The sequence below is a fragment of the Patulibacter minatonensis DSM 18081 genome, from assembly GCF_000519325.1.
GTDB classification, from domain to species: domain Bacteria; phylum Actinomycetota; class Thermoleophilia; order Solirubrobacterales; family Solirubrobacteraceae; genus Patulibacter; species Patulibacter minatonensis.
The window spans coordinates 3,530,913-3,550,651 of record NZ_KI912613.1; the positions used below are offsets into that span (position 1 = coordinate 3,530,913).

At 75.3% G+C, this 19,739-nt stretch carries 20 protein-coding genes and 2 pseudogenes; 10 read left to right on the top strand and 12 right to left on the bottom strand.

Translation table 11 applies throughout. From position 1 onward, the window contains the following. From PATMI_RS30835 to PATMI_RS0116385, 7 genes are all read right to left on the bottom strand, one after another. Positions 1–577, bottom strand: a 577-nt coding sequence (locus PATMI_RS30835; protein ID WP_157261020.1) for a response regulator, incomplete at its 3' end; no start/stop codon positions are given. Continuing rightward, positions 574–1,257, bottom strand: coding sequence for a chemotaxis protein CheW (locus tag PATMI_RS34810; protein ID WP_051471828.1), 684 nt, complete (start codon positions 1,255–1,257; stop codon positions 574–576). The genes PATMI_RS34810 and PATMI_RS30835, both read right to left, overlap by 4 nt. A gap of 26 nt (positions 1,258–1,283) precedes the next feature. Continuing rightward, positions 1,284–2,690, bottom strand: a complete 1,407-nt coding sequence (locus tag PATMI_RS30845) for a methyl-accepting chemotaxis protein (protein WP_051471830.1) — start codon at positions 2,688–2,690, stop codon at positions 1,284–1,286. A 202-nt stretch (positions 2,691–2,892) separates the two neighbouring features. Then, positions 2,893–3,636 carry an SIMPL domain-containing protein gene (locus PATMI_RS0116370; protein ID WP_026911663.1) on the bottom strand — a complete coding sequence of 248 codons (744 nt, stop codon included), beginning with the start codon at positions 3,634–3,636 and terminating at the stop codon, positions 2,893–2,895. Positions 3,637–3,708: 72 nt separating this feature from the next. Next, positions 3,709–5,199 (bottom strand): WS/DGAT/MGAT family O-acyltransferase, encoded by a 1,491-nt coding sequence (locus tag PATMI_RS0116375; RefSeq protein ID WP_026911664.1) that lies wholly within the window; start codon positions 5,197–5,199, stop codon positions 3,709–3,711. 56 nt (positions 5,200–5,255) lie between these two features. Continuing rightward, entirely contained in the window at positions 5,256–5,456 is a 201-nt protein-coding gene (locus tag PATMI_RS0116380) for a hypothetical protein (RefSeq protein ID WP_026911665.1), read from the bottom strand. Between the two features lie 45 nt (positions 5,457–5,501). Beyond that, on the bottom strand, positions 5,502–6,335 hold the full coding sequence (locus tag PATMI_RS0116385; protein ID WP_026911666.1) for a LysR family transcriptional regulator: 834 nt from the start codon (positions 6,333–6,335) through the stop codon (positions 5,502–5,504). Between the two features lie 68 nt (positions 6,336–6,403). On the opposite strand from PATMI_RS0116385, the gene PATMI_RS0116390 reads away from it, so the two are divergent. Next, positions 6,404–7,321, top strand: a complete 918-nt coding sequence (locus tag PATMI_RS0116390; RefSeq protein WP_026911667.1) for an NAD(P)H-binding protein — start codon at positions 6,404–6,406, stop codon at positions 7,319–7,321. Between the two features lie 75 nt (positions 7,322–7,396). Here the strand turns inward: PATMI_RS0116390 and PATMI_RS0116395 are convergent, their stop codons facing one another. Together PATMI_RS0116395 and PATMI_RS0116400 are read right to left on the bottom strand one after the other, a co-directional pair. After that, positions 7,397–9,043, bottom strand: coding sequence for an FG-GAP repeat domain-containing protein (locus PATMI_RS0116395; RefSeq protein WP_026911668.1), 1,647 nt, complete (start codon positions 9,041–9,043; stop codon positions 7,397–7,399). A gap of 108 nt (positions 9,044–9,151) precedes the next feature. Then, positions 9,152–10,696 (bottom strand): LCP family protein, encoded by a 1,545-nt coding sequence (locus PATMI_RS0116400; RefSeq protein ID WP_026911669.1) that lies wholly within the window; start codon positions 10,694–10,696, stop codon positions 9,152–9,154. A gap of 250 nt (positions 10,697–10,946) precedes the next feature. Between PATMI_RS0116400 and PATMI_RS0116405 the strand changes: the two genes are divergently transcribed. The 7 genes and pseudogenes from PATMI_RS0116405 to PATMI_RS38295 all read left to right on the top strand — a co-directional run. Beyond that, entirely contained in the window at positions 10,947–11,774 is an 828-nt protein-coding gene (locus tag PATMI_RS0116405; protein WP_026911670.1) for a motility protein A, read from the top strand. Beyond that, a complete protein-coding gene (locus PATMI_RS30850) occupies positions 11,771–12,595 on the top strand; it encodes an OmpA/MotB family protein (RefSeq protein WP_051471834.1) in 825 nt (274 codons plus the stop codon). The genes PATMI_RS0116405 and PATMI_RS30850 overlap by 4 nt, the downstream gene beginning before the upstream one ends. A gap of 58 nt (positions 12,596–12,653) precedes the next feature. Further along, positions 12,654–13,088, top strand: coding sequence for a flagellar basal body-associated FliL family protein (locus PATMI_RS0116415; RefSeq protein ID WP_026911671.1), 435 nt, complete (start codon positions 12,654–12,656; stop codon positions 13,086–13,088). A gap of 12 nt (positions 13,089–13,100) precedes the next feature. Beyond that, positions 13,101–13,484, top strand: a complete 384-nt coding sequence (locus tag PATMI_RS30855) for a FliM/FliN family flagellar motor switch protein (protein ID WP_084270008.1) — start codon at positions 13,101–13,103, stop codon at positions 13,482–13,484. Beyond that, positions 13,481–14,452, top strand: coding sequence for a FliM/FliN family flagellar motor switch protein (locus PATMI_RS0116425; RefSeq protein WP_026911672.1), 972 nt, complete (start codon positions 13,481–13,483; stop codon positions 14,450–14,452). Before PATMI_RS30855 ends, PATMI_RS0116425 begins: the two co-directional genes overlap by 4 nt. Continuing rightward, positions 14,449–15,357, top strand: coding sequence for a FliM/FliN family flagellar motor switch protein (locus PATMI_RS0116430; RefSeq protein ID WP_026911673.1), 909 nt, complete (start codon positions 14,449–14,451; stop codon positions 15,355–15,357). Before PATMI_RS0116425 ends, PATMI_RS0116430 begins: the two co-directional genes overlap by 4 nt. A gap of 233 nt (positions 15,358–15,590) precedes the next feature. Next, positions 15,591–15,741: pseudogene (locus tag PATMI_RS38295) on the top strand (transposase); the annotation flags it as partial. 385 nt (positions 15,742–16,126) lie between these two features. Here PATMI_RS38295 and PATMI_RS0116440 read toward each other — a convergent pair. Beyond that, positions 16,127–16,456 carry a YnfA family protein gene (locus PATMI_RS0116440; RefSeq protein WP_026911674.1) on the bottom strand — a complete coding sequence of 110 codons (330 nt, stop codon included), beginning with the start codon at positions 16,454–16,456 and terminating at the stop codon, positions 16,127–16,129. A 451-nt stretch (positions 16,457–16,907) separates the two neighbouring features. Here PATMI_RS0116440 and PATMI_RS0116445 point away from each other — a divergent pair, with 451 nt between their 5' ends. Then, a complete protein-coding gene (locus PATMI_RS0116445; RefSeq protein WP_169738383.1) occupies positions 16,908–17,249 on the top strand; it encodes a hypothetical protein in 342 nt (113 codons plus the stop codon). Positions 17,250–17,297: 48 nt separating this feature from the next. On the opposite strand, the gene PATMI_RS0116450 is transcribed toward PATMI_RS0116445, so the two are convergent. After that, positions 17,298–17,642, bottom strand: coding sequence for a nuclear transport factor 2 family protein (locus PATMI_RS0116450; protein WP_036728431.1), 345 nt, complete (start codon positions 17,640–17,642; stop codon positions 17,298–17,300). Positions 17,643–17,817: 175 nt separating this feature from the next. Between PATMI_RS0116450 and PATMI_RS0116455 the strand changes: the two genes are divergently transcribed. After that, complete coding sequence (locus tag PATMI_RS0116455) at positions 17,818–18,711, top strand: LysR family transcriptional regulator (protein ID WP_026911677.1); 894 nt, start codon at positions 17,818–17,820, stop codon at positions 18,709–18,711. Positions 18,712–18,734: 23 nt separating this feature from the next. Here PATMI_RS0116455 and PATMI_RS0116460 read toward each other — a convergent pair. Next, positions 18,735–19,739 (bottom strand): annotated as a pseudogene (locus tag PATMI_RS0116460) (hypothetical protein); the annotation flags it as partial.

Sequence of the window (19,739 nt, forward strand, 5' to 3'; positions counted from 1 at the left end):
GGGCCGCAGCGGCGCGGCGTCCGGCGCGGCTCTCGGCGGCGGCGCGCAGCTTGTCGCACAGGCCGGCCGAGAACTCGGTGACGGACTCGCCGACGCCCGGCTTGGCGGCCAGGTCGAAGGCGCCCTCGGCGAGCGCGTCGACCGCGCGGGCGCCGTGGGCGGGGGAGAAGGCGGAGACGACGACGGTCGGGACGTCCGGGCGGCCGGCGGTGCCGAGCGCCCGCAGGACGGCCATGCCGTCGACGCCGGGCATGTGGAGGTCGAGCGTCATGGCGTCGGGACGCGTGCGGACGCAGAGGGCGAGGGCCTCGTCGCCGTCGGACGCCTCGCCGACGACGTCGAAGCCGTCGTCGGTCAGCGTCCGGACGAGGATCCGGCGCATCAGCGACGAGTCGTCGGCGACGACGACCCGTGGGCGGGCGACCACGCGGGCGCGGCCGACGGTGCCGGGTCCGTCGTCGGCGGTCGGCGGGGGCGCGGCGCCGCGGTCCCGCACCACGCCCGAGAGCGCGGAGGGCACCGCCGGCCTGGTCCGCGGGCCGGCGGGCGCGCGGTGGTCGGTCGTCCGGGTGCTCATCGGACGGCCGTCGTCGCGGCCGGGGCCGCGGGGGCGACCGCGCCCGTCGGGCCGGCGACCGTCCCCGCGGCGGGGGGCGCCGACCCCGCGGAGGAGGGCGTTCCGACCGTGCCGGTGTCCGGCGACGCCGCGCCCGGTCCGACGGCCGCGCCCGACGTCGCACCCGTCCCGGCGGCGCCGGTCGCGGCCACGCCTGCCGCGCTCCGCGCGTCGGGCCGCGCCGACGCGGCGAGCGTCGACAGGTCGAGCACCGCGATCAGCCGGTCGCCGACCTTCGTGATCGCGCGCAGCAGGTCGTGCCCGGTGCCCTGCGGCAGGGCCTCGAGGTCGCCGGCCTGGACGGTCAGGACCTCGGTCGCGTCGTCGACGGTGACGCCGATCTGCTCGCTGCCGGTCTCGACGACGACGATCCGGGCGCCGGCGTGCTCGCCGCGCGGGACGTCGAGGCGGAGCGCCAGGTCGAAGACCGGGAGGATCTTGCCGCGCAGGGCGATCACGCCGGAGACCCAGGGCAGGTCGGACGACACGGGCCGGGGCGGCGTCCAGAAGATGATCTCCTGGACGTGGTCGATCGGCAGCGCGTACTCCTCGCGGCCGAGCCGCAGGACGACGAGCTGCGAGCTCGTCGCCGCCGGGGCGGCGTCGCCTCCGACGGGCGTCGTGGTGGTCGTGGTGGACATCGGGTCGCTCCGTCCGTCGGCCGGGCTCAGCGGGCGCCGACGAGGACGAACCGGCCGCAGAGCTCCTCGAGCTCCTCCGCGGTGTGCGCGAGCTCCTGGGCCGATGCCGCGACCTGCTGCGTCGAGGCGCTCGTCTCCTGCGTCGAGGCCGAGACCTGCTCGGAGGAGGCGGAGGACTGCTCGGCGACGGCGGCGACCTCGGCGACGTCGTTGCGCACGCGCTCGGAGGACGCGGAGATCTGGTCCATGACGACGGCGATCTGCTCGACGCGGCCGTGGACGTCGGAGACCGAGCCGGTGATCCGGCCGAAGGCCTCCTCGGTGACCTTCGCGGCGTCGCGGCAGACGTCGATCGCCTCGGTGCCGCTGTCCATCGCGGCGGTCGCCTGGACGGTCGAGGACTGGATCTCGCCGACCAGGGCGGCGATCGACGCGGCGGCGGCCTGCGACTCCTCCGCCAGCTTGCGGACCTGCTCGGCGACGACCGCGAAGCCGCGGCCCTGCTCGCCGGCGCGGGCGGCCTCGATGGCCGCGTTCAGCGCGAGGAGGTTCGTCTGGCCGGCGATCCCGGTGATCGTGTCGACGATGCCGCCGATCCGCTCGGACTTCTCGCCGAGCTCGCGCATCGCGGAGACGACGCCGCCGGTGACCTCGCTCATGTCGTGCATCGCGTGGGCGGTGCGCTCCGCGGCGTCGGCGCCCTCGAGTGCGGCGGTGCGGGCGGCCTCGGCGGCCGACGCGGTCTGCTGGACCGCCTCGGCGCCGTGCGTGGTGGCCTCGGACATCTCGTCGGCGACCGCGCGGGTCGACTCGGCGGTGCGGGCCTGACGCTCGGCGCCCTGGGCGACGTCGGAGACCGCATGGGCGATCTCGCCGACGGCGCGGCCGGCCTCCTCGGAGGTCGACGCCATCTGCTGCGACGACGCGGACAGCACGCCGGCGCTCTGCGAGACCTGGCCGATCATCGCGGTCAGCGACTCGCGGGAGGCGTTGTAGGAGCCGATCGCCGCGACGGCCTTCTGGCGGATCTCGTTGACGGACTGCGCGATGTCGCCGAGCTCGTCGTTCGGCCACGTCTCGATCAGCGGCGTCTTCGGGACGATCTCGTGCGTCAGGTCGCCGTTCGCCACCTTGCCGAGGCCCTCGTCCAGCCCGGTCAGGCAGACGTCGGCGAGCATCGTGGTGCGCGCGAGGATCTCGGCGACGGTCCGGCGGATGCTGCGGGCGACGATCCACGCGACGGTGAACCCGCCGCCGACGGAGAGGACGAGCGCGCCGAGGATCAGGCCCGTGGCCGACCCTCCGCCACCGTCCTTCGCCGCGGACACGCCGACGACGCCGAGCACGGCGACGAGGACGGTGGACGCGAGGAGCGCGGCGCTGAGGCCGAGGATCTTCGTCTGCAGGCTGATGCGGCGGTGTGCGGAGGGCATGTCGTTCTCGGGGCCGGTGGGCGGTACGGCCCGCTGATCGGCTCGACGACGCTCCGCTTGAGGTCCGCGGACGAGAGGGGGACGGTGTTCACCCCGGGGCTGTCCGGAAGGTGGTCGGGCCCCGGGCCGGCGGCCCCGTGCCCGGAACGGCACCCGTGAGGTACCGGATCGGGAACGCGACCGGGGCGCCCGGCTCGCGTGCTCAGCCCGCCGGTGCGATCAGGTACACCACCCGCACGGAGCTCGTGAACTCCTCACGACCGGCGAGGACCGGGGTCGGTGCGACGCGCTTGCCGGTCGAGCCGCTGCCCGCGGTGGGGCTGGCGGCGGAGTCCTGGACGGCGCTCGGCTCGGAGGTCCCCGACGGGTCCAGCTCGATCGACTGCACGCCGACGACCTTCTGGCCCTGCGACGCCGCGGCCGCGTCGGCCCGGCCGCGGGCGTCGGCGAGCGCGCTCTTCTCCGCGGCCTGGCGGCCCTCGGTGCGCTTGCCGGCGGAGAACGAGAACGACGGCCCGTCGATCCCGGTCGCCCCCGCGCCGGCCGCAAGGTCGATCGCGCGTCCCGTCTTCGTCCCGTCGGCGACCCGCACCGCGAACGACCCCGAGGCCCGGTACCGGACGCGCAGGCGCTTCGTCCGCGGGTTCCGGGTGCGCTCGCGGGACAGCGAGATCGAGGTCGTCGTGATGTCCTCGCGAGGGATCGACGGCGCGCGGAGCCGGGCGACGATCCGGGCCAGGCGCGTGTTCGCCGCGTTGCGGGCCGCCGATGACGTGGGTGCGGTCCGCTCGACGCTCGCCTCGAACGAGCCGACGTCGGGGACGAGCTCGACGAGCCCCTGCCCGCTGACCCCCAGGGTGTGCTCGGCGGTGTCCGCGGCCGACGCCGACGAGGCGGGCAGCCCGGCGATGGCGAGGGAGCAGAGGACGAGTGGTGTACGGCGCATGGCGCGACGCTACCAACGGCCCCGCGGGGCCACGCCGGGAGGTCGGAGGTCGCCCCGCCCGGCCGGCGAGGCTCAGGCCGTCCCGTACACCGGGACGTCCTTCGCGGCGCCGCCGTCCAGCTCGTCCGCGGCCTCGCCGCAGTAGACCGCGATCCGCTGCATGCTCGCGAGGCTGTCGCGGCAGCCGGTGAAGCCGATGCAGAACTCGCCCGCGTAGCTGACGGCCGTGATGTTCAGCGCCTGGCCGTCGAACAGCAGGGAGACCGGGAACATCTCGTCGACCGGTCCGCCCTCGACGTAGCGCGTCGTCGCCGGCCCGCGGACGTTGGAGATGACGATGTTGTGCATCGGTCGGCCGCGGGCGCCGAGGCCGAGCGCGAGCTGCCCGAGGTACGGACCCATCAGGAGGATCGTGTAGCCGTCCATCGTCCACCGGGGCAGGTCGGCGATCAGGGCCTTCGCCGCACCCGTCGAGGCGGCGATCTTGCGCAGGCGCGACCGCACGTCCTGTTCGTCGGTGCCGAGCAGCGCGTGGATGAAGGTGATCGCGTTGCCGGCGCCCTCGTCGTCCGCGGCGCGCACGGAGACCGGGAGGGTCGCCACGAGGCTCCGGGACGGCAGGGCGTCCCGCTCCGCGAGGTACGTGCGCAGCGCGCCGCCGCAGATCGCGAGGAGGATGTCGTTGATCGTCGCGTCGGACTCGCGCGCCATCGCCTTCAGGCGGTCGACCGGGTAGTGCTGGGTGGCGAACCGCCGCGGACCGTGGATCGTGCCGTTGAGGATCGTGCGGGGCGCGCGGAACGGCACCGCGTGGTCCTTGTTCCGCGGGAGCACCGTCTCGCGGATCTGCTGGAGCCCGACGCCCGCGACCTGGCGCGCGCCGTCCGCGAGCCCCGCGGCGGCGCGGGCGCTGCGGAACGGCGCCTTCGCGAGCGCGCGGGTCCGGCGGACGAGGGACGTCGACGGTGTGCCGCCGTTGCGCGCGCCAGCGTCGTCGTCGGTCGCGGTGGACTCCTCGCCCGACGCGCCACGGGACCCGCGGCGCGACCGGTACACCGGGGCGGCCCACAGGGGCAGGCGGTCGCGCTCGTCCGGGTCCTCGGAGTAGCCGCGGTCCAGCAGCTTCATCGCCGCCATGCCGTCGAGCATGGAGTGGTGGAACTTCCAGTAGATCGCGAAGCGGTCCTCGGCCAGGCCCTCGATGACGTGGCACTCCCACAGCGGCCGGTGGCGCGCGAGCGGGTGCGAGTGCAGCCGGGACACGAGGATGCCGAGCTCGCGCTCCCCGCCCGGGCGCGGCAGGGCCGAGTGGCGGAGGTGGTAGTCGAGGTCGATCTCGTCGTCGGCGAGCGTCTCCCACGCCGGGATCGGCACGAAGTGCGGGCGCAGGTTGAACGGCGTGACGAACGTCGTCTGCCGGCGCCACGACGCGACGAGGTCCGCGACGAACGACTCCGGTGCGTCGTCCGGCTTCGAACACTGCATCAGGCCGCCGACGTGGGCGGGGGTGTCCCGGCGCTCGTTGAGCAACCACACGGCATCTGCAGGCTTCAGGACACGCATCTGCGGGCGAACCTACCGGCTTCCGACGCCCGGTAGGGACCGTGCACGACGGATGGTCAGCGACCGCGCCTGCGAGCGAGCACGGCGACGAACATCTCGGGGCTCAGCGCCACGCCGCCGGGGGCGGTGCCGCGGTGCGCGGAACTCCGCCGCACCGCGTCGACGTGACGGGCGTAGAGCCCGGAGATGCTCGTCGCCGGATCGTCCTGGTGGCCGAGCGGCACGGGGTGTTCGGGCTGCTCCGGGAACGGGACCACACCATGAAGTTGTCCGGACCCCCGATTCTGTGACATCGGATTCCGTCAGTCGACGGCGGCGAGTCGCGGGACCGCCTCGCGAAGGGTCCGCGTCGCGACCTCGAGGAACGCCGCGATCCGCGTCTCGCGGCGCCCCGCGGCGACGGCGAGGCAGGTCTCGGCGAGGGGCACGTCGGTGATCGGCACGCGGGCGAGGTCGGGCCGGGAGTACGCGTCCGCCACGCTGCGTGGCACGAGCGCGACGTCGTCGCCGGACGCGATCAGCTCGAACTTCTCCGCGACCGAGGACGTCCGGCGGGTCGGGGTGTCGAGGACCGTCTCGCCCTCGAGGTCGGCGGACGTGATCGCGCGCCGACGGGCCAGGCGGTGGTCCGCCGCCATGCAGGCCACCCGCGGTTCGTGCCCGATCGGGATCGTCCGCAGGCCGGCGTCGTCGAACGGGCGTCGCAGGAGCCCGACGTCCGCCCGGCCGTCCCGCAGCGGCGCGTCCTGTTCCCACCACCGGAGCGCGAGGAGCTCGATCTCGACCTCGGGATGCTCCGCCGTGAACGCCCGGATCGCCTCCGACACGTGGAGGCCCGGTGCGAACGCGACGACGAGCCGCTCGACGCCTCGGTCCACCTCGAGCACCCGCCGGACCGCCGAGTCGACCGTCGGCAGCAGCGCCCGCGTCTCCTCGTGGAGCTGCTCGCCCGCCGCGGTCAGGCGCACGCTCCGCGTCGTGCGCTCGAGGAGCGTGCAGCCGAGCTCCTGCTCCAGCGCCCGGACCTGCCGACTGAGGACCGGCTGGGCGATGTGGAGCTGCTCGGCCGCGCGCCCGAAGTGCCGGTGCTCGGCGACCGCGGCGAAGTACCGCAGCTTCCGCAGGTCCAGATCCATACCCGCAAGGTATCAATGCGGTCCGAGAGGTATTGGACCACGGGCCGGGCGGGGCGCACGATGGATCCATGATCGTCATCACCACTCCCACGGGCGACATCGGCGGCCGGGCGCTCCGGCTCCTCGTCGACGACACCGACCACGGCGAGGACCTGCGCGTGATCGTCCGCGACTCCGCCCGGCTGCCGGACGAGGTCCGGGACCGCGTCGACGTCGTCCAGGGCTCCCACGGCGACCCGGCCGTCCTCGACCGTGCCCTTCCCGGAGCGGACGCCGTGCTCTGGATCGTCCCGCCGGACACGGCCGCGCCGAGCCTCGACGCCGCGTTCGCCGGCTTCACGGCACCCGCGGCCCGCGCGTTCGCCGCCCACGGGGTCGCGCGCGTCGTCGGCGTGTCGGCCCTCGGGCGCGGCACGGCCGTCGCCGGCCGGGCCGGCCTCGTGACGGCGTCGCTCGCGATGGACGACCTGATCGCCGGGAGCGGCGTCGCCTACCGCGCGCTCGCCAACCCGTCGTTCATGGACAACGTCCTGCGGCAGGTCGCCACGATCGCCGCCGACGGGGTCTACGCCGACAGCGTCCGCGCGGACCGGAAGGCGCCGACGGCGGCGACCCGCGACATCGCCGCGGCGGCGGTCCGGCTGCTCCTCGACCGCTCCTGGACGGGGACGGGCGAGGTCCCGGTGCTCGGCCCGGAGGACCTCTCGGCCGAGGAGCTGGTCGTCACGATGTCCGACGTGCTCGGCCGGCCGGTCCGCTACGAGCGCTGGACGCTCGACGCGCTCGGCGCCCGGATGCGGACGTTCGGGGCGGGCGACGCCTTCGCCGACGGCATGGTCGACATGATGCGCGCGAAGGACGACGGCCTCGACGTCGGCGTGGCGCGCACCGCCGAGACCGCGAGCCCGACCACGTTCCGGGTCTGGTGCGAGGAGGTCCTGGCGCCGGCCGTCCGCGGCGCTGCGGCGGAGGCCGCTGCGCGCTGACGTCCGGCGGACGCTCGCGGCGGGCGGGTGGTCCGCCGCGGTGGACGCCCGCCCGGACCCCGGGCCGCGGCCGGGTCAGCGCCCGGTCGGGACCCGGACCGTCCGCCGCTGCTTCACGGAGCGCCCGTCGGGCCCAGTGGCCGTCACGACGACGCTGAGCGTGATCCGGCGCTGGGAGTAGCGGGCGGTGCGGCCCGCCGCCGTGCGGCGGAGGGCCAGGGAGTACGTGCCGCCCTTCGCGACCTTCCGGCCCGCCAGACCCGCGTAGGTCAGGAGCTCGGTCCCGGCCTTGCTCCGCCGCGTCGCGCCGGACGTCGGTGCGGCGTGGGTCGCGGTGGCGTTGAGCACGCCGGCGCCGGAGACCGTCGCGGGGATCCGGATGACGCGGCCGCCGTTGGTGACGCGAGGCGTCCCGAGCTTCAGGGTCGGGGCCTTGGTGACGGGCTTCGCTGGCAGGGCGGGGGCCGGCGTCACCGGGGCGGGGGCCGCCGGCGCGGGCGCGGCGGGCTCGGTGGGCGTGGTCTCCGGGGTGGCGGGTGCCGGCGGCGCGGTCAGATCCGTGACGTTGCGGTAGATCGAGACCGAGTCGACGAACGTCTCGGCGGAGACGATGTCCGGGCGGCCGTCGCCGTCGAGGTCGCCGACGGCGACGTCGGTCGGTCGGGCGTTGGACGGCACGCCGACGGCGAACGAATACCCGGGGCCCGCGGCGTCTTTCGTGAGCACCGAGACGCCGTCGCCCGCGTGCGGCAGGTTCACCGAGCGGTCCCCGAGGACGAGGTCCGGCAGGCCGTCGACGTTGAGATCGCCGATCGCGAGCGAGCGGGTGTCGCCGCTGACACCGCTCGTCAGGCTCGTGGTCCACCCGCCGAGGGTCGGGTCGCGGCGGAGGATCGACGCGCTCCCAGACCCAGCGTTGGTCGTCACGAGCTCGGGGCGCCCGTCGCCGTCGAGGTCCGCGGATTCGATCGCGGTCGGGAACGCCCCGGTGATCGCGGCCGTCGAACGCGTGAAGCCCGCCCCACCGTTCGTCAGCAGCGTCACGCTGCTCGCGTCGGCGTCGTTCGTGGCGATGTCCGGCCGCCCGTCGCCGGTGAGGTCCCCGACGACGATGCCGAACGGGCGACCCCCGGTCGTGCCCGCGGTCGTCGCGGTGTACGACGCACCGCCCCCGACGTCCTTCGTCAGGACCGTCACGGTGTCGGCGCCCCTGTTCGCGGTGGCGAGGTCCGGGCGTCCGTCGCCGTTCACGTCGCCGACGCCGATCCCGGCCGGGGCGTCGCCGGTGGATCCCGCGGTGGAGGCTGTGTAGCCGGGGCCCGACGCATCCCTGGTCAGGACCGTCACGGTGTCCGAGCCGGTGTCCGCCGTGGCGATGTCCGGGCGGGTGTCGCCGTTGAGGTCCGCGACCACGAGCGCCGAGGGGTCGTCCCCGGTGGGGCCGACGACGGTGGTCGTCCACCCGGTGCCCGTGGCGTTCTGGGTCAGGATGGAGACGTCGTTCGTGTCGGCGTTCCCCGTCACGATGTCCGGTCGTCCGTCGCCGTTCATGTCGGCGATCGAGACCGCGACCGGCAACGAGCCGATGGTGTTCACGGCCTGCGGCGGCGCGAGTTCGACCGGCCGGGTGGCCGCACCGGAGGCCGCCGGGAACATGGCGACCGCCGCGACCGTCGCGGTGAGGCCGATGCCGAGGACGGGTGCTGCTGATGGGCGCTTCATGACGGAGTCCTGGTTCCGAGGGGACGGTGTCGCCACCGTACTCCGCGGCGGCCTTCCGGACCACCGGCGAGCGTCTGCGCGCCACGTCCGCGGACGGGTCGACGATGCTCAGCGCACGCGCCGGAAGCTGTGGGCGAGCGCGTACATCTCCTTCGACGTCAGCTGGTTGGTCAGCGTGTTCGTCACCCAGTAGGTGCCCTGCGGTGCGCGCCAGATCAGGCGACGGATCCGCCGGCCGTCGTACTGGACGTCCCACGTGCGCCCGCCGAGGCGGATGCGGTCGGTGGCCAGCTGGAGAATCGGCGGATCCTTCCAGGTGGTGCCCTCGACGCCGTAGTACTGGCCGGACTCGCCGGTGGCGACGACGATCCTGTAGCTCGGCCAGCGGGGCCGGCGGTTCTTCCCGAGGATCGCGTAGCCGCGGGTCATCCGGTCCTCGTAGGCCCCGCGGCGGTACCGGGCGGACGGGACGAAGAGCCGGAGTCCCGACGCCCCGCGGCGGACGATCCCGGCCGAGCGGTCGGCGCCGGCGGCGTCGGTGACCATCGTGGGGGGCAGCGCCCCCCGGACCCGCCGGGCGCGCTTCTTCGCCGCCACGCCGGGGAGCACGGTCGTCGTCGTGGTGGTCGTCGTGGGTGCCGGGATCAGCGGCGGCAGGGCGAAGAGGGTGTCCGGGGCCTTCGGCGCCTTGATCGTGACGGTCTCGGTCGTCGGCGGAGGCTTGACGGCCTGGCCCTTCGGCACCGACGGGTCGAAGAACTGCCGACGGGCCTTCTCGAGCGCGGCGGGCGTCGTCAGGATGTCGTTCGAGCCGTCCTGCGCGTCGGAGAGGCCGCCGAGGCTGATGCGCGCCGTCGGCTTGCCCGTGACGTAGACGAGGAGCTTCGCGATGCCCAGCAGCTGCCGGGGCGTCTTGATGTTCGTCTCGACGTACTGGCCGACCTCCTGCAGGAGGCTGCCCGTCAGCACGTCGAGCGGATCGACCTGCGAGCGGACCTCGGTGATGTAGTTCGCCTGCCGCGCCGCCCGGATCAGGTCGCTGTCCTGCACTCGGAAGCGGACGTAGGACAGCGCGTCCTGTCCGCAGAGCAGCTGGTAGCCGGCGGGCTGGTCGATCGCCGCGTGCCCCGTGTTCGGCGCGACGAAGTAGTGGCGGTCGACCTCGGCGTAGAGGCAGCCGAAGTGGTTGATCGTGCGCGCGAACGCGTCGAACTTGACGGAGACGACGTCGTTGATCGGGAACGGACGCTCGGGGCTGCCCAGGAGCGAGGTCTTGATCGTCCGGGTCAGGAGGGCCGGGCCGCCCGAGAACCACGCCGTGTTGAGCTTCTGGCCGCCCAGCGCCGCGACCCGCAGGTCGCGGGGGAGCGTCAGGACGGACGTCGCCCGGGCGTTCGGGTCCAGGCGGACGAGGATCATCGTGTCCGACCGGCTCTTCGCCTTCGGCCCGTCGGCGTAGCGGTGGTCGAGCCCCACGAGCAGGATCGTCTGGGCCTCGCCGGGGCGCGGCCGGTCGAGTTGTCGCTGCGCCTCGGGGGCGAGCGGGACGAGCGGCTCGACGATGTCGCCCGCCGCGTCGTTGATCAGGTACGCCACCATCGCGGCCGCCGTGAGCAGGACCACGAGGCCGGCGGCAAGGACGCCGGACGCCATGCGGCGACCGGGATGCGGGGTGGAGGGCAACGGGCGGGCGGGACGGGGGCTCTGCGCCCCTGAGCAGGGAAGACGCCGGGGTATTGGACCACGTACGCCTCCGGCTCGCGACGGTGCAGGGGCTCACCCGCACGTCCCGGGACCGATGCGGGACCGCCGCGCCACCCCTCCGGACGGACGTCCGGCCCGTTTCGGAACGGACGTCCGCGGCGTCTCAGGTTCGCCCGGACCCGGCCGATGACCCCGTTCGATGAAGGCTGCCAGCGGAATCGGAATCGGCGTCGCGATCCTCGCCATCCTCGGCGGGGCGATGATCGAGGGGACCCAGCTCGGGATCCTCATGAACATCCCGGCCCTGTCGATCGTCTTCGGCGGCACCGCCGGCGTGACGCTCGCCGCCGTCGGCATGGAGACGTTCCTGAAGATGCCGAAGCTCCTGATCCGCGCGACGTCGTCCGCGGGGCCCGACCTCGCCGGCCGCGCCCAGGAGCTCGTCGGATTCGCCGAGCAGGCCCGCCGCGACGGGCTGCTGTCGCTCGAGTCGTCCGTCGGTGGCGTCGAGGACCCGTACTGCCGCCGCGGCCTCCAGCTCGTGGTCGACGGCACCGAGGCCGGCGCGGTCCGCGACGTGATGGAGGGCGAGATCGACGCGATGGCCGCCCGCCACGCCGTCGGCTCCGGGGCGTTCGAGAAGGCCGGCGGCTTCGCGCCGACGATCGGCATCCTCGGCGCCGTCCTCGGCCTGATGCACGCGCTCGGCTACCTCGACCAGCCCGCGAAGCTCGGCCCGGCGATCGCCGGCGCGTTCGTCGCGACGCTGCTGGGCGTCGGTGTCGCGAACATCGTGATGCTCCCGATCGGCAACCGGCTGCAGTCGCTCTCCCTCGAGGAGCAGGGCCTGCGCGAGATGACGATGGAGGGCGTGCTCGCGATCCAGGCGGGCGAGAACCCGCGCATCGTCTCCGAGCGGCTCCAGACCTTCGTGCCCCCGTCGCAGCGCGGCGCGCTGGCCGAGGACGGCGACGGCGGGGGCAGCACCGCGTCGATCGACGAGGCGCGCAAGCGCAAGGCCGCATGAGCGGGTCCGGCCGGCGATCCCGGCGGGGCGGGGGAGGCCACGGCGCGGCGGGGCACGAGCGCTGGCTCCTGACGTGGGCCGACCTCCTGACCCTGCTCCTGGCGCTCTTCATCGTCATGTACGCCGCGTCGGTCGTCGACAAGCGCAAGGCCGCGGACATCACGAAGTCGCTCCAGGAGGCGTTCGCCGGCAAGGTGCTGAAGGGCGGCGGCTCGATCCGCGACGAGTCGTCGGCCGACAAGAGCCAGGCGCCCGTCGCCGCGGTCGCCGCGATCGCGCCCCTGACGCCCCGCGTCGCCGAGGAGAAGACGCTGGCGCCCGCCCGCCGCGCCGCGGCCGCCGCGCGTGTCGAGGAGCAGGAGCTGACCGCGCTGAAGCGGCGCCTCGACGACGTGATCGCCCAGAAGGGCCTCGGCACGAACGTGCAGACCGCGGTCGAGCGCAAGGGCCTCGTGATCCGCGTCGTCACCGACGACGTCCTCTTCGCCTCCGGCTCCGCGGCCCTCTCGCCCGACGGCGGCCGGCTCCTCGACCAGCTGAAGTCGGTCCTCCAGGTCGACCGGGAGCACCCGATCGCGGTCGACGGCCACACCGACGCCGTGCCGATCTCGACGGGCCGGTTCCCCGACAACTGGGAGCTCTCCGCCGCCCGCGCGACGAGCGTCGTCCGCCGCCTCGCCGGATCGGTCCTCGACCCCGCGCGGTTCTCCGCCACCGGGCACGCCTCCGAGCAGCCGCGGGCGAGCAACGCCACCGACGCCGGACGCCGCGAGAACCGCCGCGTCGAGATCTCCCTCACCCGCCTGCACGCCGCCGGCTGACCGCCCGCGCCCGCACCCACCCCACCACCTTCCGTCCCCCCGACCCACCACCAGAACCGTGCCGAAGAACAAGCTCATCGCCATCATCGTCCTCGTCGTCGTGGGCGCCCTGGGCGCCTACAAGTTCGTGCTCGCGCCGCCCGCGCCGGCCGGGGCCAAGCCGAAGGTCGACGGCGTCGTCTACGTCCTGCCGAAGGAGTTCCTCGTGAACCTCTCCGACGGGCGCTACGCGAAGTTCTCCGTCGCGATGGTCCTCGACCACGCCCCGGAGGCCGGCGGTCACGAGGAGACTCCCCCGGAGGGCTACGGCGTCATGCCGGAGGAGGCCGTCGTCCGCGACGTCATCACCGACGTCGTCGGCGCCAGCACCGGCAGCGAGCTCTCCACGGCGGAGGGCCGCGAGAAGGTGAAGAAGCTCGTCCGGCGCAAGCTGAAGCTGCGCACCGACCTGCACGTCGGCGACGTGCTGCTGCCCGACATCACGGTCCAGTAGGGGCCCGGGGACGTGTCGAACACGGAGTGGACCGCGAGCGAGGAGCTCGTGCAGGAGGCGGACCCCGCCCGCACGGCGGCCGCCGGGGACCTCTCGCGCCTGCACGACGTGCCGATCGAGCTGTCGGTCGAGATCGGCCGCACGGTGATGACGCTCGGCCAGGCACTGCGCCTCGGCCCCGGCTCGATCGTCGAGCTGCGCCGGCTGGCGGGCGAGCCCGTCGACCTGCTGGCCGGCGGCAAGCCGATCGCCCACGGCGAGGTCGTGGTCGTCGACGAGGAGTTCGCCCTGCGGATCACGGCGATGATCCCCGCGGGCGGCATCGCCGTCCCGGACGGCGGCGCGGGGGACGGGGACGCCGCCGGGGTCCCGGTCGCGGACGCGGGAGCCGCATGACCCAGGCGATGAGCCAGGAGGCGATCTCGGCGCTCGTCGAGGCCGCCCGCGACGGGAGCGCCGTCGAGGCACCCGCCCTGCCGTCGCGGCGTGCCCGCCGGCTGCGCCGGATGGACTTCTCCCGCCCGACGAAGTTCTCGAACGACCAGGAGCGCCGCATCCGCCGCGCGATGGAGACGTTCGGGCGGTCCGCGTCGACGCGGATGTCGGCGGAGCTCCGGACGCAGGTCGAGTTCGAGGTCATCGACCTCGACCAGCTCGGCTGGGCCGCCGCCCACGCGGCGCTCCCGGGCGACGCGATCGGCGTGACGCTGGAGGCCGGGGGCGGCGGGGGCCGGCGGTTCCTGCTGACGGCCGAGCAGCCGTTCGTGCTGACCGCCGTCGAGCTGCTGCTGGGCGGGGCGACCGAGACCGCCGCGTCGGCCCGCCGGCTCGGCGACATCGACTGGGCGCTGTCGGCGCTCCTGTTCGAGCACCTCGTGTCGCAGCTCGGCCCGGTCTGGGACGACCTCTGCGGCCTGCCGCTGTCCATCGAGCGGCTCGACCCGACGTCGGAGACCGGCCACCTCAGCCCGGTCTCGGAGCCGACCCTCGTCGTCACGATGGAGGTCCGGCTGCTGCGGCGCTCCAGCGCGTTCGTGCTGCTCGTCCCGCACTCGGCGGTCGCCGCCGTCGCCGACGCCCTGGCCGGCGCGACCGACCGCGACCGCGCCCGCGAGGACGATCCCGACGCCGACGCGGTCGTCCGCGCGGTCGAGGTCGTCGCCCGCGCCGAGGTCGCCCGCGTGCGCGTCACGCTCGACCGCGTCCTGGCGCTCCGGCCGGGGGACCTCGTCCGCCTGGAGGCCCCGACGTCGGCCGGCGTCGAGCTGTGCGTCGAGGACACCGCGGTCTTCCGCTGCCGGCCCGGCCGGCTCGACGCGCGCCGCGCCGTCCAGGTCGAGGGGCTCCTGGAGGACGGGACGTGAGCACCGACCGCGTCCTGATCGAGCTCGCGACGGTCTGCGCCGAGGCCGCCGCCGACGCCCTGCGCGCGTTCGGCCCCGACGGCGTCGAGGTCGGGCCGCCGCGGGTGATGGAGTCCGGCGCGGACCCGCTCGCGAACCTGCCGGTCCCGGCCCTCGCCGCGGACGTCTCCTACGTGGACGGGGTGACGGGCGGCAACGTCTTCGTCGCGCCGCTCGCCGGTGCGCGAGGCCTGGCGCGCGCGATGCTGGGCATGGACGGTCCCGCCGACGACGAGTCCGCGCCGCTCGACGAGCTCGAGCGCTCGGCAGTGGCCGAGGCGATGAACCAGATGATGGCCGCGGCGGCGTTCGCGACCTCCGGCCTGCTCGGCACCGAGGTCGAGATCGCCCCGCCGCGGGTGCGCGACCTCGTCGTCGACGGCGACGCGGAGGGGCTCGGCGAGCCCGCGCCGCACGCGACGGTCGTGCCGATCACGGTCCACGGCGTCGTCTGCCGCCTGGTCCAGCTCGTGCCGTACGCCTTCGTGGTCCGCATGACGCGGGCGCTCGACGAGCGCGACGCCGAGGTGCTCTCGGAGGGCCCGGCCGTCGACCGCTCCGGCGACGGGATCGCGGCGGCGCTCGGCGCGGCGGAGGTCGACCTGTGGGTCGAGCTCGGGCGGACGAAGCTGCCCGCGGGGCGCCTCGCCGGCGTGCCGGCGGGGGAGGTCTTCGCCCTCGACCACCTCGCCGACGACCCGGTCGACGTCTACGTCAACGGGCTCCGCGTCGGCACCGGCCGGCTGCTCGTGGTCGACGGCTCCGAGTGGGCCGTGCGGCTGGAGACGATCGAGGGGGCCGGCGACGACCGGCCCGTGGTGGCGAGCACCGCCACGACCGACACCGACCAGGGGAGGACGGCGTGAGCACCGCCGAGGACTACGCACTGACGCGGCTGACGACGGCCCGGCCGCACGAGCTGGCCGCCGCGATCGGGCCGCACCTGAGCGCGTCCGCGTCGGCCGAGCTGGTCGGCGGGACCCCGTACCTGTCCGTCGTGCCCGACGTCGGGCCGCGTCCCGCCGTCCGGGTGGACGCGGCGCTGTGGCTCGAGGTCGGCGCGCTGATCCCCGAGGTCGCGCGTCGCCGCCGGCAGCCGGGACGTCGGCGCCGCGACGACCGCCACGTGCTGGAGGGCATCCTCCACGTGCTGGCGACCGGCATCGGCTGGCGCGAGCTGCCGCAGGAGCTCGGCTGCGGGTCCGGTGTCACCTGCTGGCGCCGCCTGCGCGAATGGGTCGACACCGGCACCTGGGCGATCGTCGAGCCGCGGCTGCGCGAGGCCCTGGGTCCCGGCGTGACGGTCGACTGGGACCGCCCGTGGGCCGGCACCACCCGCTCGCGCGACGACGCCACCCGCCCGGCGCACCACCGCTCCGTCGTGGGGGACCCGGGGGCGACGGACGACGCCGTCGCCCGCAGGCGCGCCTGGTCGGGGCCGTCCTTGATGTGACGGACCACCGGACGCGTGGCGGCGGACGCCGTCGAGGTCACCGGTGGTCGGTATGCGGCCACGAACGACCTCGGCGCGTGGCGGCGGACGCCGTCGGGGTCACTGGTGGTCGGTATGCGACCACGGACGACCGCGGCGCGTGGCGGCGGCGTGCCGGCAGGACCGGCGGCGGGGCGTCGCCCTCAGCCCCGAGGGGCGTACATGATCAGGCCGACGCCGGCCAGGCAGACGGTCGCGCCGATCAGGTCCCAGCGGTCGGGCCGGTAGCCGTCCAGCGCGACGCCCCACAGGAGCGACCCGGCGACGAACACGCCGCCGTACGCCGCGAGGATCCGGCCGAACTGCGCGTCGGGCTGCAGCGTCGCGACGAATCCGTAGATCCCCAGGGCGATCACGCCCGCCCCGGCCCAGAGCAGCCCGCGGTGCTCGCGGACGCCCTGCCACACGAGCCACGCTCCGCCGATCTCGAAGAGCGCCGCTAGGGCGAACAGGGCGATCGACTTCGCGGCCATCGGGGCAATGGTAGGTGGCGGCCCGCCGCGGACCTCCGCGCTCGCGGTCCGGGGGTACTCGTGGTCGGGGTGGCGCCCCGCCGCGGACCCTGGCGATCGCGGTCCTGCGGTGACCGCGGGCGTGAGCGGTGCGTCGCCGCCGACCGCCCGGCGGCCCGCGGTCCCCGGGGGCGGGATCGGGGGAGGTCCCCGATGCGACGGGAGGTCGCCGGGACGCAGGATGGATAGGCCCACCCCGAGCCCTCCCGACACCATGCACCCCACCCACGAGCACCCCCTCCCGGCACCGTCGTCCGACGGTGCGACACCACGGACCGCACCGGCGACGTCCGCTGCGTCCCCGACGTCCACGACGGCCCCGCCGGTCGCCACGACGGACCCGCCGGTGCGCCCGGAGCCACCCTCGCCCGCAACCCGCGACCGCCTCTGGGGCCTCGGTTCGGCGGCCGGCGTGGTCGTCGGCAGCGTCGGACCGTGGGTCACCTGGGGCCCGATCTCGATCGGCGGCCTGCGGGTCGACGGGGCCATCACCGTGGTGCTCGGCGCCGTGCTGCTCGCGCTGATCGCCCTGCGCCGCTGGCCGATCGTCACCCTCGCCGTCGGCGCCGTGACCGCGCTGATCGGCTGCGCGGACACGATCGACGTGTCGAGCACGGCGGCGATCCTCGACCCGTCGCCCGGTTGGGGCGTGCTGCTCACCGCGGCGTCCGGCCTCAGCGTCACGGCGTGGGCCGCGCGCACCGTCGTCCGGCACCGCGCGGTGCGGCGGGCGACGGTCCCGTCCGACGCCTGAGTCGACCACCGCGGCGGCGGGGCCGGCGGCCCGGCGGTCGCCGAGGCGTCAGCCGGTCGGCGTCTGGAACTCGGGCTGGTCGAGCAGGCGCAGCCAGGAGCCGTCGGGCTGCCGCCGCACGACCTGGGCGCGGGCGCCGGCGCCGTCCCTCGGCGGGGTCGACGTCAGGGCGATCCCGTCGCTCTCGAGCGTCGGGAGCGGCGGCTCCTGCTCGAACGTCGGCGCTCGCGAGAGGACCTCGGCCCACAGATCGCGGATCGCGGCGCGCCCGACGGTCGTCCGCCCGGGCGGGAACGCCATCACGGCGTCCTCCTCGTAGAGCGCGGCGACCCCGTCGGCGTCGCCGGCGTTCGAGCGCTCGACGAAGAGCCGCGTGATGTCCTCCGGGGTCATCGCGCGCTCGCGGCCCGCGTCGTGGGTGGCCACGCCCTGCGGGGCGTCGGTGGAGGTGTCGCTGGTCGGCATCGGGTGCTCCTTCGTCGTCGGTGGTGCTGCGGTACGACCACCTTCTCGCGGCCCGGCGAAGAAGTCCAACAGCTGGTGATTGCAGGAACTAGAATCTCTGCGTATGGAACTCCGGCAGCTCGAGTACTTCGTGGCGGTCGCCGAGGAGGCGAGCTTCACGCGCGCCGCCGAGCGGGTCCACATCAGCCAGTCGGGGGTCAGCGCGCAGGTCCGGCGGCTCGAGCTCGAGCTCGGGATCGACCTCATCGACCGCGCCGGGCGGACGGCGACCGTCACCTCCGCGGGGGCAGCGGTGCTGGACCACGCCCGGTCGGCGCTCGCGTCCGCGGCCGCCGTCCGGGGTGCGGCGGACGACGTCGCCGGCCTCGTCCGGGGGGCGCTCGTCGTCGGCATGGTCACCGGCTGCACGATCACGCCGCTCTTCGACGCGCTCGCCGGGCTCTCGGCCGACCATCCCGGAGTCGGGATCGAGCTCGTGGAGGACACCTCCGACGTCCTCGTCGACCGCGTGCGCTCCGGGACGCTCGATCTCGCGCTCGTCGGCGTCCCGGGCGACGCTCCCGCCGACCTCGAGTCCCGCACCATCGTCCGCGAGGGGCTCGTCGCGGCGGTGCCGCCCGGCCATCCGCTGGCCGGGCTGCAGCGGGCACCCCTGGCCGACGTCGCCGGGCACCCGGTCGTCTGCCTGCCGGAGGGCACCGGCATCCGCGGCGTGTTCGAGCGGTCGTGCGCGGCGATCGGCGCGACACCGCACGTCGCCCTGCAGGCCAGCGCGCCGGACGCGGTCGCAGACCTCGCCGTCCGCGGTCTCGGCGCGGCGGTGCTGGCGGCCTCGATGGTCGAGGGCCTCGACCCGCGCCTGCACGCGGTCGAGATCGACGACCTCGCGATGCCGGCCCTCCTGGCCCTCGTGTGGCGCAGGACGACGAGCCCGGCGCTCCGCGCACTGCTGGTCCGCGCCCACGAGGCGTTCGGGGAGGAACCGGGCCAGGACTGACGGGAGGACCCGCGCCCCGCCCCTCACCGCGGCGGCAGGACCGTCAACGGGCACGGGTCGCGCTTCGGCTCCAGCCGCGCCGACTGGCACGTCGCGAAGACGCCCGTCCGGTAGGCGGCCACCCCGGCGTCGCCGAGGGGGACGGCCAGATCGAGCCCGTCGAAGCTCCGGGTGCTCGTGCGGCGTCCGGTGATCAGGTCGTGCGTCGAGAGGACGCCCCCGTCGCCGTTGCTGCGCCAGCGCGAGACCCAGACGGTCCTGCCGATGCCGTCGGTGGTGAGCGGCCCGTATCCGGCGTTCGTGTTGAAGCCGCTGGGCAGGCGCTCGAGGCTGCGGGTGGCCACCCCGGGCCGTGCGACGCGGAGATTCCACACGTTGATCTCGCCCGGCGACGCGTGCGTCGTGAACGCGACGCGGCGGTCGCGGCCGATCGCGGTCGCGACGATCGGGCGCGACGGCGAGCCGTGCCAGAGGACGCGGCTGGCGCCGCCCGAGAGCGTCCCGAGGCGGAGGGTCATCGTCGGGACGCCGTGGATCCGCTCGACCCGGGCGAACGCCAGCTCGCCACCGCGCAGCGCGGGAGCGACCTCGGGCCCCGCCGCCCGCGACGCCGGGAGCAGCCGCAGCCCGCCGATCCCGTCGAGGCGCACCGCGTAGAGCGCCCCGCCGACGGGGGCCTCGGCGCTGTAGGACGGGTCGGAGTCGCCGCCCGTGGTGAGGACGACCGTGGCCCGCCCGGCCGCGTCCTCGCCGAGGGACAGCCGGCGGGCGCGGACGCGCAGCCGCGGGACGACGACCCGCTCGGCGGACGTCGGGGTGTCGCGGACGACCAGCGCCTGCCGACCGCCCCCGAGGTCGCGGACCCACACGAGCGTCCGGCCCTCGGCCGCGATCGCGTACGGCTCGACGGGGTCGACGACCGTCTCCGGGATCTCCGGCGGCGCCGGGACGGGGGCGGGGGCGGGCGTGGTGGTCGGGGCCGCCGCGGCGCGCACGACCGACGCGCGGTGCGGTGCGTCCGGTCCGTG

Coding starts and splice junctions, on each gene's coding strand:
- PATMI_RS34810 (WP_051471828.1), bottom strand. CDS start 1,257: ATGTCCACCACGACCACCACGACGCCCGTCGGAGGCGACGCCGCCCCG.
- PATMI_RS30845 (WP_051471830.1), bottom strand. CDS start 2,690: ATGCCCTCCGCACACCGCCGCATCAGCCTGCAGACGAAGATCCTCGGC.
- PATMI_RS0116370 (WP_026911663.1), bottom strand. CDS start 3,636: ATGCGCCGTACACCACTCGTCCTCTGCTCCCTCGCCATCGCCGGGCTG.
- PATMI_RS0116375 (WP_026911664.1), bottom strand. CDS start 5,199: ATGCGTGTCCTGAAGCCTGCAGATGCCGTGTGGTTGCTCAACGAGCGC.
- PATMI_RS0116385 (WP_026911666.1), bottom strand. CDS start 6,335: ATGGATCTGGACCTGCGGAAGCTGCGGTACTTCGCCGCGGTCGCCGAG.
- PATMI_RS0116390 (WP_026911667.1), top strand. CDS start 6,404: ATGATCGTCATCACCACTCCCACGGGCGACATCGGCGGCCGGGCGCTC.
- PATMI_RS0116395 (WP_026911668.1), bottom strand. CDS start 9,043: ATGAAGCGCCCATCAGCAGCACCCGTCCTCGGCATCGGCCTCACCGCG.
- PATMI_RS0116400 (WP_026911669.1), bottom strand. CDS start 10,696: ATGGCGTCCGGCGTCCTTGCCGCCGGCCTCGTGGTCCTGCTCACGGCG.
- PATMI_RS0116405 (WP_026911670.1), top strand. CDS start 10,947: ATGAAGGCTGCCAGCGGAATCGGAATCGGCGTCGCGATCCTCGCCATC.
- PATMI_RS30850 (WP_051471834.1), top strand. CDS start 11,771: ATGAGCGGGTCCGGCCGGCGATCCCGGCGGGGCGGGGGAGGCCACGGC.
- PATMI_RS0116425 (WP_026911672.1), top strand. CDS start 13,481: ATGACCCAGGCGATGAGCCAGGAGGCGATCTCGGCGCTCGTCGAGGCC.
- PATMI_RS0116440 (WP_026911674.1), bottom strand. CDS start 16,456: ATGGCCGCGAAGTCGATCGCCCTGTTCGCCCTAGCGGCGCTCTTCGAG.
- PATMI_RS0116450 (WP_036728431.1), bottom strand. CDS start 17,642: ATGACCCCGGAGGACATCACGCGGCTCTTCGTCGAGCGCTCGAACGCC.
- PATMI_RS0116455 (WP_026911677.1), top strand. CDS start 17,818: ATGGAACTCCGGCAGCTCGAGTACTTCGTGGCGGTCGCCGAGGAGGCG.